The organism is Mesorhizobium sp. M0037 (assembly GCF_040323635.1).
GTDB lineage: Bacteria > Pseudomonadota > Alphaproteobacteria > Rhizobiales > Rhizobiaceae > Mesorhizobium.
Map to the genome: position 1 here is coordinate 194,457 of NZ_JAMYVB010000002.1, position 15,496 is coordinate 209,952.

Consider the following 15,496-nt stretch of genomic DNA (forward strand, 5'->3'; position numbering starts at 1 on the left):
CATTCGTGCAACAACAAAAGAGGCAGGCGCCGGAGCGCCTGCCTTTTTTAATGCAGGTGGGAAGGGCCTGCGCTTACGCCGCTGCAGCAACCTGCTGGCTCGCAGCCACCACGGCATCGACCTTGGCCGTCGCATTGGCGAGCGCGGCGGTCACGGCGTCGGGACCCATGCCGACGCCTTCGATCCGGATGACGTCGACGTCGGTCATGCCGAGAAAGCCGAGCACGCCGCGCAGATAGGGGATGGCGTGATCGAACTGCACGGCCGCACCTTCGGAATAGATGCCGCCCGAGGCGAGTACGATATAGACCTTCTTGCCGGTGACGAGGCCCTTGGGACCACCCTCGCCATAAGAGAAGCTCTTGCCGGAGCGGGAGATGTGATCGACCCAGGACTTCAGGGTCGAGGAGATGTTGAAGTTGATGAAGCCGGTGGCCAGGATCACGGTGTCGGCTGCGAACAGTTCGTCAAGCACGATGTCGGAGACGCCGACGACTTCGGCTTGGCGCGGCGTGCGGGCTTCAACGGGGGTGTAGATGCCGGTCGCATAATCGGTGTCGATATGCGGCAGCGGGTTGGCCACGAGGTCGCGTACGACGAGCGTATTCGACGGGTCGGCGGCGACGAGCTTTTCAGCGAATTCGGTAGCGATACGGGTCGAGTGCGAGGCAGCGCCGCGCGGGCTCGAGGTTACAAGCAGGATAGACATAGCGGTTCTCTCCAGTGGGAATTGATTTCTCCCGCCTGATATGGGCCTACCGACCCATTCAAAAAACTGGTATATTTTCTATACGATCCATCCATAAAGTAGGTATGCCGTGCAGCCCAATCCGACGCTCGACCAATTGCAGATCCTGGTTGCGGTCGCCGACACCGGCAGCTTCTCAGCCGCCGGCCGCAAGCTTAACCGCGCGCAGTCCGTCATCAGCTACGGCATCGCCAATCTTGAAGCGCAGCTTGGCCTGAAACTGTTCGAGCGCGAGGGCACGCGCGAGCCGCAGCTGACCGAAATCGGCCGGGCGATGCTGGAGGACGCCCGGCGCATGGTCGGCGTGCTGCAGCGCATCCGTTCGCGTGCCGACGGTCACCATCAGGGGCTGGAGGCTGAAGTTGCGCTATCGGTTGACGCGGCGCTGCCCTCGCCGGTGCTGGTGCGGGTGCTGAAGGCGTTCGAGGCGCAGTTCCCGACCGTGATGATGCGACTGCATATCGGCACGCTCGGTCTGATCCCCGACCATGTCGTCAGCGGACAGTCGGATCTTGGCATCGGTGGCTTGCTGGGCGAGGTCGACGTGCATCTCGTGCGCATCGGCTTCATGTCGATCGTGCTGGCTGCCGCCCCCACCCACCCTCTGGCACTGCTGCCGAAACCGGTGGCGCTCGAGGATGCGCGAGAGCACACCCAGCTGGTTGTCAGTGACCAGTCGGAACGCACCAAGGGACGCGACTTCGGCGTCTTTGCCTATCGTACATGGCGGCTGACAGATGTGCGTATCAAGCATACGTTGATGCGCGAGGGGCTGGGCTGGGGCGGGTTGCCGCGCTGGCTGATCGCGGACGATTTGGCCAGCGGCAGGCTGGTCGAACTCGACCTTGAACCTTTTAGCGAGGTGCGCTCATCGCTCTATGCCATGCACCGCGCCGACCGTAGCCCGAAACCGGCGGCGGCCTGGCTGATCGACCAGTTCAAACGCCAGCTCGGCTGCTTCAACGAGTTCGACCCGGACGACCTGCCTGAAGATGAGCCGGAGACAGCCCATCGATCAGAGCCATGAGCACGGCGCGATAGTCTTCGGCCGAGGCGCCGGCCTCGACGGCAAGTGCTGCGCGGTCGAAGGCAGCGGCGAGCAAAGCGGTCAGCGCATCGGCCGGCAGTCTGGTCATCGACTGTTCGCGCATTGCCGCAACCAGGCCTTCGCGCAGCGACCGGTTGCCGTGGCGATTGTCGATCGCATCCATGGCGGCGCGGCCAAGCACGGCCGGCCCGTCGAGCAGCAAAAGCCGCGTGCGGCCGGGCGCGCGCATGGCGGCGAGATAGGCGTCCGAGCCGGCAATCAGCGCATTGCGGGCAAACAAAGAAGGCGGCGAGGCGCGCTCGATCTCTTGCGCCACCGCCGCCGCCTCCTGCTCGACCACGGCGGCAAACAGCGCCTGCTTGTCGGCAAAGTGGTGATAGAGCGCGCCGCGGGTGACGCCGGCGGCCGCAACGATCTCCGGCGTGCCGGTCTCGGCATAGGACTTTTCGATGAACAGTTTGCGCGCCGCAGCGATCAGGTCGGCGCGCGTCGCTTCGGTGCGGTCGCGGTTGGAGCGGCGCGGGGTTTCTCGTTGCATACATGCAGCCTGTATGTTATTTCGAATTACATGCAAACTGTATGTTGGCTGACGGGAGAAAGAAAGATGAAGACGACGAGCTATTATCCGGTGCTGATGACGGGCGACGTAGCCGGCACAAAAGCCTTCTATATCAATCACTTCCGCTTCAAGCCGCTGTTTGCGAGCGACTGGTATGTGCATCTGCAGTCTGCCGAGGATCGCCGGGTCAATCTCGGTATCGTCCAGGGCGACCACGAGACGATCCCCGAGGGGGGGCGCGGCCGCACATCGGGGCTGCTGATCAATTTCGAGGTGAGGGATCCTGATGCTGTCTATGAACGGATCGTTGCGGCCGGCCTGCCGATCCTGTGCCCGCTGCGCGACGAACCCTTCGGCCAGCGCCATTTCATCACCAGGGATCCCAATGGCGTGCTGATCGACGTCATCAAGCCGATCCCGCTCAGCCCGGAATTTCAGGCGCAATTCGCGGCGGGCGCGGCGGGCGCCTGAACAATGGCAGCAAATGTCGGCAGCGGCTCCGGCCGCTGTGGCCGGATCCGCACCATGCGGTCTATGTTGGTGACGTTGAAGCTGGGCCTGCCGCATGCGTGACATCTGCCTTGTTCGGGCGCCATCCAATCTCGGCCTTCGGCCCTTGGAGCCGGGCCATGTGCCCGGCACCTGGCGTGCGCCGCAGGCGCTGAGCCAAGCTGGTTTGATCGAGTCGCTGGCGCCGGGGCGGGTGGTCGATCTCGACAGACCCGCCTACAGTACCGAACCGCAACCGGGCACTAGGCTGCGTAATGGTCCGGCGATCCGCCGCTTCAACCTCGATCTTGCCGAGATCGTCACCCGTGCGCTTGGGCAAGGCGAGTTCCCGCTGATCATCGGCGGCGACTGCTCGATCCTGCTTGGCGCACTGGTCGCCGCGCGGCGCTCGGGCGCAGTCGCCCTGGTCCATGTCGATGGCCACAGCGATTTCCGCCATCCCGGCAACTACGATGTCAATGCCTCACTCGGCTCGGTTGCCGGCATGGATCTGGCACTTGCCACCGGACGCGGCGAGGCTTTGCTGGCGCAATGGCCAGGTGTTGTCGGTCCGCTCGTCGCCGACGAGGCGGTGGTTCAGATCGGCGAACGCGAGAGCCGCGATGCCGATTTTGCCTGGCCCGACATCAATGCGACCGCCGTGACGCGCATCGACGTCTTTGCCGCGCAGGAACTCGGCGCGGCTGGAGTGTTGCAAAAGACAAGAGCGACGCTGGCGCGCGCCGGCTGTCCCTACTGGCTGCATCTCGATGTCGATGTGCTCGACCAGACGGTGATGCCGGCGGTGGATTCGCCCGGCAGCCCCGGCATCGACCCCGATGAACTCGTTGCCATTCTGTCGGCGCTGGCAGCGGACCAGCGCTGCACCGGCTTGGACATGACGATCTACGATCCCGACCTCGACCCGACCGGTGACCTTGCGCGACTGCTGGTGTCGCTGCTCGGGCGGGTGCTCAAGCCTCGATAAAGGCTCAGCTCGCCCTTGCTACCGGCGTCACCGTCACCTGGCTGACGCCGGTGCGGCGCACCACTGTGCATAGCGTCTCGCGGCCGATGCGTTCGGCGTCGAGCATGCGCACGAGGTCGTCGACGCCGGTGACCGGGCGACCGTCTATCGCCGCGATGATGTCGCCTTCCCTGAGGCCGGCCTTCGCCGCGGGTCCGTCTTTCTCGACGCTGCGCAGCCGCACCGCAGTACTGGTGGTCACCTGCGACAGGAGCGCTGCGCGGCGCGGCAAACTGGTGGTGTCGGCCGAGATGCCGATGAAGGCGCGCCGCACGCGGCCGAAGCGGATGATCTCCGAAATGACGAAGTTGGCGGTGTTGGAAGCGACCGCGAAGGCGATGCCTTGCGCGCCGTGGATCATGGCGGTGTTGACGCCGATGACTTCGCCTGCCGACGACACCAGCGGTCCGCCGGAATTGCCGGGATTGAGCGCGGCATCGGTCTGGACGACATCGTCGATCAGCCGCCCGGTCGAGGCGCGCATCGAACGGCCAAGTGCGGAGACCACGCCTGACGTTACGGTCCATTCGAAGCCGAGCGGATTGCCGATGGCAATGGCGATCTGGCCGCGCCGCAGCCGCTTGGAATCGCCGAGCGGCGCGACTTCGGTGAAGCTGCCATCGGCGCGCACCAGCGCGATGTCGGTGTCGGGGTCGCGGCCTAGCACGCGGCCTTCGCTGGAGGCGCCGTCGGGCATAGAGACGCGCACCGTTTTGGCATCGCCAACGACATGGAAATTGGTAACCACCAGCCCGTCCGGGGTGATGACGAAGCCGGAGCCATGGCCACCTTGGCCACCGACGCGCTCGATGCGGCAGACGGCTGGGCCGATGCGGTCGACGGCGTCGGCGACTGTCGTCGAATAGGCGTCGAGCAGTGTGTCGTCGGTCTCGAATTTGTGGGCGGCGAGGGCCATTGGCAGGGCTCCGTGTTTTCAGGCGCGATGATGACTATATGTGCGGAGCGGCTCGAACTGCCGCGACCTGACCAGATGGCCAGTCAAACCAGTAACTAGCCGTCAGACGAGTACCTCCGGGCGCACTGCCGAGCGATATCTGGGGCATGAGAAAACCCAGGAGATCATCATGAGTGACTTCAACCTTAATGCATTTTCCGAGGCCATCGCCGATCTCGCCGCCAAGGCTGCGCCGGCAACGGCAAGTTTCACCACCCATCACCATCGCACCGCCAGCGCCTTCCACTGGCGTGACGGCTATTTCGTCACCGCCGAGGAAGCTGTCGAGGCCGGTGAGGAGATCGAATTGACATTGGCTTCGGGCGAAGTGGTGAAGGCCGAACTGGTCGGTCGCGATCCGTCGACCGGCGTAGCGCTTCTGAAGCCGGCCGGCGCGGTCGCGGCGCCTGCGCTCGCCAAGGCTGACGCGGTACGGCCGGGCAACGTCGCCATCGCTGTCGGCAGCAGTCAGGGCTCGGCGCTGGCTGTCTCGGGCTCGGTCGGCGAGGTCGGCCCCGCCTGGCGCTCGATGCGCGGCGGCAGCATCGATCGGCGCATCAATCTCGCCGTCAATGCCGGCGGCCGTTTCGAGGGCGGGCCGGTGCTTGACGCCAAGGGCGCGCTGATCGGCATGCTGCTGTTCGGGCCGCGTGGTCGTGCGCTGGTCATGCCTTATGAGACGGTCGAGCGGGCCGTGGCGACGCTGCGTGAAAAGGGCCATGTCGCGCGCGGCTATCTCGGCGCCGGCCTGCACCCGATCCGTGACGGCGCGGCGCGCGGCGCCATGGTCATGAGCCTCGACGACAATGGTCCGGCCAAGGCCGCCGGCCTTGCGCTGGGCGACATCATCGTGGCGTGGAATGGCGAGGCCGTGCACGGCCCGCGCGAACTGATCCGAAAGCTCGGGCCGGATAGCGCGGGTGCCGCGGTGACGCTCGGCGTGGTGCGCGGCGGCGAGCAGCGCGATGTCGCGCTGACCGTCGGTGAAAAGCCGCTGAGCTGAGAGGGCCGATGGAAAGCGACACGCTGACAAGGCCGGAGGCGGGTGGGCCGGAGGTGGGTGGGCCGGAGGTGGCGGGCGGCGGACGCCAGCTCGTGGTGCTGATCGCGCTGCACGATGCCGCGCGTGCCGAGCGCCTGTCGGCTTCGCTTGCCATGGCGGACGATCTGCTTCCGGTCGTGGCCGGCAGCGGGATTGCCGACGTCGCTGTCGTCGATGACGCTGTTGCGAACAGTGCGGCCTGGCTCGATCGGGCCGATGGTGGCAACAGCGCAATCCCACGGGTGCTGCTATCCGCGAGCGCTGGCCGGCCAGAAAACCGGGTGCTTGCCGTGCTGCCTTTGGCGTCGGATGCGAATCTGATCGCGGCTGCCGTCAGACTAGCGGCGGCCGGCTACCGGGTGTCCAGGGATGGGCGTTCGACGCCCGCTCGCCACGACGATTTCGATGGCGCCGCCAACGGCGGAAGCCATAGCGGGCTGTTCGGCGAGGAGCTGTTGGACGATGGCGCTACCGCCCGTCCGGCGCTGTCGCCGCGCGAGGCCGAAGTGCTGGCGCTGCTGGCCGAAGGCGCGCCCAACAAGGTGATCGCGCGGCGGCTGAACATCTCCGTGCATACGGCAAAGTTCCACGTCGCCGCGATCCTGATCAAGCTGGGTGCTGCGAACCGCACGGATGCCATCGCGATCGCGATGCGGCAGGGCCTGGTGCTGGTCTAACCCCCTTTTCCGTTTGAGCCTACGTTGCGTAACCCGTTGCAGGCTGCCGAGGCCTTGCGCAGTGCATTGCCGCCGCGCAATGGTTCGCGTCAGTGATGTAGCAAGGGAGGTGCCAAGACATGTCGCTCAAGGGAAAGACGCTGTTCATCTCCGGCGGGTCGCGCGGCATCGGTCTTTCGATCGCGCTGCGAGCTGCGCGCGACGGCGCCAATGTGACGATCGCGGCCAAGACCGCCGAGCCGCATCCGAAGCTGCCGGGCACGATCTACTCGGCAGCTGAGGAGATCGAGCAGGCCGGCGGCAAGGCGCTGCCTGTTTTGTGCGACATCCGCGAGGAGGCGCAGGTGGCTGAGGCGGTTGCCAAGACCGTCGAAAAGTTCGGCGGCATCGATATCTGCGTCAACAATGCCAGCGCCATCCAGCTCACCGGCACGCTGGAGACGGACATGAAGCGCTACGATCTGATGCACCAGATCAACACGCGCGGCACCTTCCTGGTGTCGAAAATGTGCATTCCGCACCTGAAGTTGGCAAGCAATCCTCACATCTTGAATCTGGCGCCGCCGCTCGACATGAAGGCCAAATGGTTCAAGAACCATGTCGCCTACACCATGGCCAAGTTCGGCATGTCGATGTGCACGCTGGGGATGAGCGCCGAGTTTGCCAAGGACGGCATCGCGGTCAATTCGCTGTGGCCGATCTCGACCATCGACACGGCTGCGGTGCGCAATCTGCTCGGCGGCGCGACGGTGGCGGCGATGAGCCGCTTACCCGACATCATGGCCGATGCCGCACACGCCATCTTCCTGCGGCCATCGCGCGAGACATCAGGCAATTTCTACATCGATGAAGAGGTGCTGCGGGCCGAGGGCGTGACCGATTTCGCGGTCTATGCGCCGGGCGCGACCGGGCCGCTGGCCGGCGACTTTTTCGTGCCGGACGCGGTATTTGCCAATTCGCCGACGAACGTCAAAAGCATCTACTGACGGAAATCACGGGCCGACGGCGCTGCTTCCTCATCCACCTGCCGGCGTTTTTCGAAAAACCAAGCAATTGGCTTTTCGCCCGCTGTGCGGACCAGCCTCACCTCCCCATGAACGGGGAGAAAGGGGCTCATCACTCCTCGCCCTTCTTGCCTTTGCTCAGTCCCATCAGCCGGTCGATATAGGCCAGCATCAGCGCCGAGACGACGAAAGCGAGGTGGATGATGGTCAGCCACATCAGCTGGTCGATCGTATAGGAAGACGAATTCAGGAACACCTGCAACAGGTGGATCGAGGAAATAGCGACGATGGTCGAGGCGACCTTGACCTTCAGCGAACCGACATCGATCGTACCCAGCCAGTGCACACCGCCATCCTGGTCGTCGAAGCGGCTGACGAAATTCTCGTAGCCGGAGATGATCACCATCACCACCAGCGAGGCGACAAGTGCGGCGTCGATGAGGCCGAGCATCTTCAGGATGGTGTCGGTGTCGTCGAGTGTGAAGGCGACCATGACGAACTCGTAGAGTTTTTTGCCGAAGGACAGCGCATAGACGGCGAGCGCTAGGGCCAGCCCGATGTAGAAAACCACCAGCAGCCAGCGTGAGGCGAGGATGATCGATTCGATGGCGAGTTCGAGACGTTTCATGCAGCGGTTCCGGTCAGCTTTCTGAGGTCGACTGGGGTATTTCGATCAGCTTGCCGCAGTTTGCAAGGCAAATTGCGACGCAAAAAAACCCCGCCGGGAGGGCCGGCGGGGTTCAATGCATCCCGCTGGAGTCGGGACGGGGCAGGGAACGCCCAGGCTTGAATCTGGGGAGGGCGGCCGCTCTATTCAATGAGCCGGTTCTAATACCAGTACAATTCTTGCTGAACCGGGATTGCTGTCCGCAGCTCGACCCATCCCGATCTGCCGGGATGGGTCCTTGTTGTCGATCTGATTCCAGAAAGCTGCTCAAGCCATTGGAAAGCAGATCAATTGTTACTCGCCACCGGTGCCACCAGCGAGGTGATGCGACGGATGCCGACACGGCGGTTCTCGCGGTTGGGCGCCGTGGTGTTGACCTTCAGGTATTCCTCGCCATAGCCCTGAGTGGTCAGGTTTTCCGGCGGGATCCCGAAGGCATTGGTCAGCGCTTCGGCGACAGACTCAGCGCGCCGGTCGGACAGAGCAAGGTTTGCTTCCGGCGTGCCAACCGCATCGGTGTGGCCTTCGATCAGGAAGGTTTCGGCCGGGTTCTTCTTCAACAGTTTCTCCATGGCCGTGGCGACGCCTTCCAGTTTCTGCACTTCGGTGTCGGATATCGAGGCCGAGCCGAACTCGAAGTTCAATGTATCGAGGTCGACGCGACGGGCAATGTCGCGCACGCGCGCCGAACGCTTCACTTCGTCGATGGAATAGAGGCGCTGGACCTTCTCCACCGGCGGTTGTTCGAGGAACTCGTAATAATCGTCCGGGCTTTCGACATCTTCCGAATCGAGGATGTACTCGCGGCGCGGGATGGTGAGCCGCATCGGCGGCAGGTCGTCACCGGGATCGCGCCAGTCATTGTCGTCGTCATAGCTGCGCTCGTCGACATAGCTCAGCACATATTCGTGCCCATCCGGCGTGATGCGCGATCGCCTGATGACGTCGCCATTGCGGTTGCGGATGGTGACGATCTGGATGCCATTGTCGCGCTCGACGATTTCCCGAGAGCGATCGCCCGACAGTTCCTCATAGTAAACATTCCTGGCGCCGCGGTGCATGCGCGGAGCGTCATTGCTTTCCACGATCGTCTGGTTGTTGAACTGCAGGATGACGCGGTCGCCGAGTTCCTTGACGACGTCGACGCCTTTCGGACGCCGGCGGTCGCGGACGTTCTCATCGGGTGCACGCTCGACGCGTTTGCCTTTTTCCTCCGTCACCGGGGCGATCTTTTCTGGCTGAATTGCCTGCTGAGCTGACTTGTCGTCGATGGGCGGCGGTCCCTGGTCGACCGGAGCCGGCTTCGGGGCTTGCGCCTCGGTGCCGCCCTGAGCGGGCTGCTCGCCCGTCTGGCCGCCAGCATTCTGGCCGTTCCCATTTTGGCTGTTGCCGCCCTGGTCCTTGCGGTGCTTGCGCCTGGCATCCTTCTGGCTGTCCAGGATGGGTGCTTCGTCGGGGTTGGCCGTGGCTTCGCCTTGCGCCGGCGTCTCACGTTGCGCGGGCTGCTCGGCATTGGCCGGTTGCTCCGCAGGCTGTGGTTCACCGGTCGCAGGCTGCTGTTCGCCCGTCACCGGCTGTTCGCCGACAGTTTTTTTGCCGTGCTTTTTCGCCTGATCCTTCGGCTGTTCACCTTCGGCGGGAGCCGCTTGCTGATCGGCCGGGGGCTGAATCGGCTCGGCCTGCGGCGCGGGCTCTTCGGCAGGCGCAACTTTGACGTCTGGCGCTTTGTCGGCAGGCGCGGCCTCAATCTGCTGATCCTGCTTTCGCTTTTTCTTGCCCGACTTGTTGTCGTTTGCCGGCGCCACCTGTTCGGTGGGCGCTGCCTGCTCGGCAGGCTGCTGGGCCGGCTGTTCAGCGGGCGCCGCTTCGATCTGCTGTTGGTCGCGCTTCTTCTTGCGTGGCTTTAGCGGCTGTTCTTCATTTGCCGGAGCTACCTGTTCGGCCGGTTGTTCAGCCGGTGCTGCCTCGATCTGCTGCTGGTCACGCTTCTTCTTGCGTGGCTTGAGCGGCTGCTCATCGGTCGCCGGCGCTGCCTGGGCGCCGCCCTCATCCGCAGGCGCCGCCTCGATCTGCTGCTGTTGATTGCGCTTCTTTTTGCGCGGCTGCTGTTCCTCGGCGGCAGGTGCGGCCTGTTCGGCCGGGGCCTGCTCGGTCTGCTGCTGATCCCGCTTCTTCCTGCGCGGCTGTTGTTCCTCGGCGGCAGGGGCGGGTTGCTCTGCAGCCGGTGCAGGCTGCTCGGCGGCCGGCGCTGCCTGTTCGGCCTGCTGGCGTTTCTTTTTGCGCGGCAGTTCCTGGTCGGTCTGCTGACCATCTGCAGCAGGGTCGTCCTGGACCAGGATCAGTGGCGCGGCCGTGTGCTGCAAGGGGCCGAAAACGGCGTTGCCCTGCAACGGGGATGCGCCCAACGGCGCGGATGCCATAAGCAGGCCAAGTGCCGTACCTGCCAGTACCCGTGGTTGGCGTTTCATCTTAAATTCTCCTTGTGGGGTCCCATCCCTGCCCAAACTGTCCTTGACCGGATTGGTTCCGGTTTGCGGGCATTACCCGCACCCAAGGACGATTGACCGGCGTTTTGAAGGCAACTTCATGTTTTTCCTATGGTGCGGCCGGAACTTGAAGTCACACAACAGCTTGACCTTGCCGCATGCGGAGGCCACATCTCGACCCATAATGGAAACGCCGTTCTGGAAGACCAAGACGCTGGAAGCGATGACGCCCACCGAGTGGGAATCGCTGTGCGACGGCTGCGGAAAATGCTGCCTGTCTAAACTCGAGGACGAGGACACCGGCGAGATCTACTGGACATCAGTCGGCTGCCGGCTGTTCGATGGGCAAAGCTGCCGCTGTTCGGACTATGCCAACCGGCTGGCGCGCGTGCCGGACTGTGTCGGGCTGACGCCGCAGAATGTGCGCACCATCACGTGGCTGCCGAAAACCTGTGCCTACCGGCTGGTTGCCGAGGGGCACGACCTCTATTGGTGGCACAGGCTGGTGTCGGGAAGTGCCGAGACCGTTCATGATGCCGGCATCTCCATGCGCGGCCGCGTCCGCGCCAGTGAGACCGATCTGGCCGAGCCGGACGACTATTTCGACTATATGCTCGATGACGAGCCCTGAGCATTCTGGAACGGACGCTGCCATAGGGCGTTCTGCGCCATTGGACGTTTTTGACGGTCAGGATCGTTTGCAGCGGTGGAAGGGGCGGTTGCTTTCAACCTGTCGGGCAGATTAACCGAAAATGAACGGCCGGTTCGCGAAGAGTTCAGATTGCAAGGAGCATTCTCCCCCCATCGGTTCGACCAAGACGGGCGCAAGCCCTCAACAAGGAGAGAAGACAATGTTCAACTCATTCAAGACGGCAGCCCTTTCGGGTCTCGTAGCTCTCGGCACGCTTGCCGCAGTGCCCGCCCAGGCGGACTCGATCTATCTCGGCTTCGGCAACAACCATGACCGCCGCGTCGGCGTCTACACCGGCGACGATGAGGACGGCTTTCGCCGTGACCGCAATTGGCGCCGCTGCTCGCCGGATCGCGCCCTCGACAAGGCCGAGCGCATGGGCCTGCACCGCGTCCGCATCGTCGATGTCAATCGCCGCGTGGTGAAGGTCGCCGGCCGTCAGTATGGCGATCGCGTTGTGATCGTGTTCGCCAATGAGCGCGGCTGCCCGGTTATTTATCGCTAAGAGAACCAGACTGATCTTCTGCGAAGATCAGTCTGGGATACGACCTTCTGCGAAGGTCGATCCGGAGGCATGTTCCTCCGCGAGGATCAGCCTGGAGTAGCGGCATGACCCTTCTAGGGTCAGCCAGGAGCCCCTTTCCCTCCGCGGAAGGGTGCGGCTCGAAAAAACCCCGGAGGCCAGTCCTCCGGGGTTTTTCATGTCGGCGATAGCGGTTCCGGCCGACGGGTTCAGCAGAACCGCGCCCGGCCCGGCGGCCTGCTACTTAAGCTCGAATGTCACTGTTACCTGCACGGCGTAGGCATTCTCGCCGGCCTGCACGGGAACCGCGGCGCCTGCCGCATCGAAGGCCTTGGCATTGATCGGCATCGGCGCCGGCGCAACGTTCTGGTCGGTGATTTCCAGCACCCGGCCGATGCTGACGCCGGCGGCTTCGGCCAGCGTCTTGGCCTTGGCCATGGCATCGGCGACCGCCTTCTTGCGGGCTTCGGTGACGGCAGCCTTCGGATCCTCGTTGGAGAACGAAATGCCGCCGCCCTGGTTGACGCCGAGCGACACAGCCTTGTCGAGGACCTCACCTGTTTTGTCGATGTCGCGAATGCGCACCGAGAGTGTGTTGGTCACCTGGTAAGCGACAAGCTCGGCTTCCTGGCTGCCGTCGGGCTTGTTGGTGTAATTGTAACGCGGGTTGATCTGGATGCCGGCGGTCTGCAGGTCGCGATCCTTGATCCCTGCCGACTTCATTGCCGCGATCACGGCGGCCATGGCGTCGTTGTTGGCGTCGAGTGCCGCGCGTGCGGTCTTGGCCTCGCGCATGACGCTGAGCGTCAGCAGCGCCAGGTCGGGCGCCACGGTCGACTGGCCTTCACCCGACACGATGATGCGGGGCGGGGGCAGCGAATCGGCAGCGCTTGCCATCGCCGGAAAAGCGATCGCGGCGGCAAGTGCGAGCGGCAAAATATGTCTGGTCATGAAAATCTCCTCGATGTGCGATCCAGTCGCGCCTGTCGACTAGGGCGCGAATATGGGCTGATTTGGGCGATCTCGGCCAGCCCGTCCGGAAAGCCTTGTGCCGCGCAAGGAAAAACACTAATCCAGCGCGCGTGGGGCCTGTAGCTCAATGGTTAGAGCCGGCGGCTCATAACCGCTTGGTTGGGGGTTCGAGTCCCTCCGGGCCCACCATTGTTATGGAGTGATTCGCCACGAGGTTCGCCGACAGGTTCGCCAAGCATCGGCTTGCGCGTGACCAGCCGCACGACTCGATCCATCCCCGGGACCGCCAGCCGCACCTGCGATGCCTCGCACGAATAGAGCTCCGCATGATCGATATCGTCGTGACCGAGACGTCCATCATCTGCCTGGTGAAGGCCTCGGCCTTCGCCAGATAAACACCGAGCGATTTCCTCAAACCATGCAGGGTAAGGCCGTTCGGAAGACCGGCAAGCTTGCACCAATGCGCCATCATTCCAGTCAAGGACTTGGCGGAGAAGGGCTCCCCATAGGCGTTGACCAAGACGGTCTCCCCGCGCCTGTCAGCCGCATCCAGGATCTCGGACAGCATCGGCGTGATTGGCACGAAAAGCCGTTTGCCGCCGGTTCCCCTTGTTCTTGGCCTGGACGATATCAAACCCCGTCGAAGTGCGCTCGATCTTGGAACCCCGGATCAGGATCGGCCGAATCGAACAGCTCAACGACGACTTTGAATTCATCGGCGTGACGCTGTCTCAAAAGGCCGATCGGATCGCACTGCGAGAAATGCGCCGGCACCTCAGCGTCAAGAACGGCGTGATCTGCATGAGCAAGGACTGGGACAGCCCCTCATGTGGGCGCACTACGCAGGCAGCCATAAGGGTATAGTCCTCGGCTTCGACGTGCCTGAAAAGGCACTCTATGATGTCGACTATGTGAAAAAGCGTCCGACGCTCACTGACATGGGCCTCAACATTCTGGATGAAATCACCCCCGAAGACATCAAACGTCTAATCCGGACAAAGGCCGATGGGTGGCCTATGAGCAAGAATATCGCGCCTACGTCGCGCTCAAAGACGGTGTCGAGGTCAATTGTGAGATGCACTATTTCATGCCCTTCTCGGAGAACATAAGCTGCGCGCGGTGATCGTGGGCTCACGCTACAAAGGCAGGCGGACCGAAATGGTGGCGGCCGTCAACGATCCGAGCGTCGACGTCTACATGGCGCGCGGATCGCTCGAGGAATTCAGGTGGTGCGACAGAACCAAGAGAGCATGTGGCCCTGACCATTACGGGTTGGGCGGCGTAGCTTTGGTGTCGCTGCTAAGGGCGGCGATGGTGTTGTTCAGCCGACGCAGCCTTCTATCCTATCGTTTCCTAGTACCTGCTCGTGCGGATCGCATGGAGGTCAAACACCATATACTCGGCCGGTTGGCAAAAGTGATGCGCCACGTCGTAGTCGCGCGCAAGTGCATCGACCATCTTGGGCGTTGGCTCGATCGCGAAGGTCCTTGGTACGGCAGAAGCGAGGTCATAATCGGGCCGATCAAAAACACGCGCGCATGGCGCACGCAGTCGGCGTCGAGATCGAGGTCGGCGAGCGCGGCCTCGCCGGTTTCCGACTGCATGAGACATTGCAGGTCGTAGTAATGGCCCGCTGCCCTGACGGCCGCAGTTCGCTGCGTCGGTCCCCAGCGGCGCGGTCAGTGAGCGATCACCACTTTGTCCCGGAAGGTTGGGGTCGCCTCGATCATGGTGTGCGGTACTGCGAGATCAACGCCTGCGTTGTCCTAACTTCTGCGGCATGCATCGGGCAGTTACTCGCAAATGCGCCGAACGCGTCGTAGCGTTTAGTGGGGGATGATGGTTTTGAAAAGGCCCACCGACGATTGGATGCATCGTCCGTTTTTCACAGGATGGACAACGCCTGGGATCGGTTTTACGAGTCAGCCCAACCAGCGGAGATGTTCGCGTCCCCAAATGAACAAGATGGACACCCAAAACAGCAAGGGCGGCGACGAGCGCTCGACCGCCACCAGCCTTCTGCGGCTCGGCATACGGTTGAAACTCTCCCGGCAGACGCGTGGGCTGACCTTGAAGGCGCTAGCTGCCGCCGCGAACTGCTCTGAAAGCCTGCTTTCCAAGGTCGAGAACGGCAAGGTCTCGCCCTCGCTTCCCATGCTGCACCGGCTTGTCGAGGTGCTTGGCACCAACATTGGCTGGATGTTCGAGGAATCCGATGGTGAGGAAGGCATCGTCTTTCGGGCTGGATCGCGGCCGTTGATCGCGCTCGATCCGCTTCGGCGCGGCGAAGGCATTTCGCTCGAGCGCGTCATTCCGTATTCGCCCGGCCATCTCCTGCAGTGCAACATCCATCACATCGAGGCGGGAGGTGAGAGCGCCGGCCCGATCCAGCACGCTGGCGAGGAAGTCGGCTACCTCCTGGAAGGTGCGATCGAATTGATGGTCGGCGAAAAGACGTTTCGCCTGTCGGCCGGCGATTCCTTCGTCTTCAATTCCGAACTGCCGCACTGGTACCGCAATGTCGGCGACGAACGCGCCAGCATTTTCTGGGTGAACACGCCGGCAACATTCTGATCGGGCGAGCCCCTCATTTCTCTTCGTTGATGCC

Annotated in this window: 15 protein-coding genes, 1 tRNA gene and 1 pseudogene; 10 read left to right on the plus strand and 7 right to left on the minus strand. The window is 63.3% G+C overall.

Going from position 1 to position 15,496, the window contains the following annotated elements; genetic code table 11:
- Positions 1–73: 73 nt before the first annotated feature.
- Positions 74–709, minus strand: coding sequence for an FMN-dependent NADH-azoreductase (locus NKJ78_RS05235; RefSeq protein WP_023740183.1), 636 nt, complete (start codon positions 707–709; stop codon positions 74–76).
- 109 nt (positions 710–818) lie between these two features.
- Here NKJ78_RS05235 and NKJ78_RS05240 point away from each other — a divergent pair, with 109 nt between their 5' ends.
- The gene (locus NKJ78_RS05240) at positions 819–1,775 is read left to right on the plus strand and encodes a LysR family transcriptional regulator (RefSeq protein ID WP_023683802.1); all 957 of its coding nucleotides are present in this window, start codon (positions 819–821) and stop codon (positions 1,773–1,775) included.
- On the opposite strand, the gene NKJ78_RS05245 is transcribed toward NKJ78_RS05240, so the two are convergent.
- The gene (locus NKJ78_RS05245) at positions 1,708–2,334 is read right to left on the minus strand and encodes a TetR/AcrR family transcriptional regulator (RefSeq protein ID WP_023740182.1); all 627 of its coding nucleotides are present in this window, start codon (positions 2,332–2,334) and stop codon (positions 1,708–1,710) included. The two genes, NKJ78_RS05240 and NKJ78_RS05245, sit on opposite strands and share 68 nt — an antisense overlap.
- A 66-nt stretch (positions 2,335–2,400) precedes the next feature.
- Between NKJ78_RS05245 and NKJ78_RS05250 the strand changes: the two genes are divergently transcribed.
- Positions 2,401–2,826, plus strand: a complete 426-nt coding sequence (locus NKJ78_RS05250) for a VOC family protein (RefSeq protein ID WP_023705831.1) — start codon at positions 2,401–2,403, stop codon at positions 2,824–2,826.
- A 94-nt stretch (positions 2,827–2,920) separates the two neighbouring features.
- Positions 2,921–3,832: an arginase family protein gene (locus NKJ78_RS05255; protein WP_352459476.1), complete on the plus strand. Its 912-nt coding sequence runs from the start codon at positions 2,921–2,923 to the stop codon at positions 3,830–3,832.
- A 4-nt stretch (positions 3,833–3,836) separates the two neighbouring features.
- On the opposite strand, the gene NKJ78_RS05260 is transcribed toward NKJ78_RS05255, so the two are convergent.
- Positions 3,837–4,787, minus strand: coding sequence for a S1C family serine protease (locus NKJ78_RS05260; protein ID WP_023705829.1), 951 nt, complete (start codon positions 4,785–4,787; stop codon positions 3,837–3,839).
- A 169-nt stretch (positions 4,788–4,956) separates the two neighbouring features.
- Between NKJ78_RS05260 and NKJ78_RS05265 the strand changes: the two genes are divergently transcribed.
- From NKJ78_RS05265 to NKJ78_RS05275, 3 genes are all read left to right on the plus strand, one after another.
- Positions 4,957–5,829: a S1C family serine protease gene (locus NKJ78_RS05265; protein WP_023740180.1), complete on the plus strand. Its 873-nt coding sequence runs from the start codon at positions 4,957–4,959 to the stop codon at positions 5,827–5,829.
- Positions 5,830–5,837: 8 nt separating this feature from the next.
- A complete protein-coding gene (locus NKJ78_RS05270) occupies positions 5,838–6,545 on the plus strand; it encodes a helix-turn-helix transcriptional regulator (RefSeq protein WP_155924148.1) in 708 nt (235 codons plus the stop codon).
- Between the two features lie 119 nt (positions 6,546–6,664).
- The gene (locus tag NKJ78_RS05275) at positions 6,665–7,531 is read left to right on the plus strand and encodes an SDR family oxidoreductase (RefSeq protein WP_023740179.1); all 867 of its coding nucleotides are present in this window, start codon (positions 6,665–6,667) and stop codon (positions 7,529–7,531) included.
- Between the two features lie 130 nt (positions 7,532–7,661).
- On the opposite strand, the gene NKJ78_RS05280 is transcribed toward NKJ78_RS05275, so the two are convergent.
- Both NKJ78_RS05280 and NKJ78_RS05285 read right to left on the minus strand, forming a co-directional pair.
- Complete coding sequence (locus NKJ78_RS05280) at positions 7,662–8,177, minus strand: TIGR00645 family protein (protein WP_023672463.1); 516 nt, start codon at positions 8,175–8,177, stop codon at positions 7,662–7,664.
- Positions 8,178–8,503: 326 nt separating this feature from the next.
- The gene (locus tag NKJ78_RS05285; protein WP_023740177.1) at positions 8,504–10,684 is read right to left on the minus strand and encodes an OmpA family protein; all 2,181 of its coding nucleotides are present in this window, start codon (positions 10,682–10,684) and stop codon (positions 8,504–8,506) included.
- A gap of 202 nt (positions 10,685–10,886) precedes the next feature.
- Between NKJ78_RS05285 and NKJ78_RS05290 the strand changes: the two genes are divergently transcribed.
- Both NKJ78_RS05290 and NKJ78_RS05295 read left to right on the plus strand, forming a co-directional pair.
- Positions 10,887–11,333, plus strand: coding sequence for a YcgN family cysteine cluster protein (locus tag NKJ78_RS05290; RefSeq protein ID WP_023672465.1), 447 nt, complete (start codon positions 10,887–10,889; stop codon positions 11,331–11,333).
- 220 nt (positions 11,334–11,553) lie between these two features.
- A complete protein-coding gene (locus NKJ78_RS05295; protein WP_023713887.1) occupies positions 11,554–11,898 on the plus strand; it encodes a hypothetical protein in 345 nt (114 codons plus the stop codon).
- Positions 11,899–12,156: 258 nt separating this feature from the next.
- Here the strand turns inward: NKJ78_RS05295 and NKJ78_RS05300 are convergent, their stop codons facing one another.
- Positions 12,157–12,867, minus strand: coding sequence for an SIMPL domain-containing protein (locus NKJ78_RS05300; RefSeq protein ID WP_023705824.1), 711 nt, complete (start codon positions 12,865–12,867; stop codon positions 12,157–12,159).
- Between the two features lie 134 nt (positions 12,868–13,001).
- Here NKJ78_RS05300 and NKJ78_RS05305 point away from each other — a divergent pair.
- Positions 13,002–13,077 (plus strand) — tRNA-Ile (locus tag NKJ78_RS05305).
- Positions 13,078–13,142: 65 nt separating this feature from the next.
- Here NKJ78_RS05305 and NKJ78_RS05310 read toward each other — a convergent pair.
- A pseudogene (locus NKJ78_RS05310) lies at positions 13,143–13,498 on the minus strand (tyrosine-type recombinase/integrase); the annotation flags it as partial.
- Positions 13,499–14,844: 1,346 nt separating this feature from the next.
- Between NKJ78_RS05310 and NKJ78_RS05315 the strand changes: the two are divergent.
- Positions 14,845–15,462, plus strand: coding sequence for a cupin domain-containing protein (locus tag NKJ78_RS05315; protein ID WP_023672469.1), 618 nt, complete (start codon positions 14,845–14,847; stop codon positions 15,460–15,462).
- The last annotated feature ends 34 nt before the right edge of the window (positions 15,463–15,496 follow it).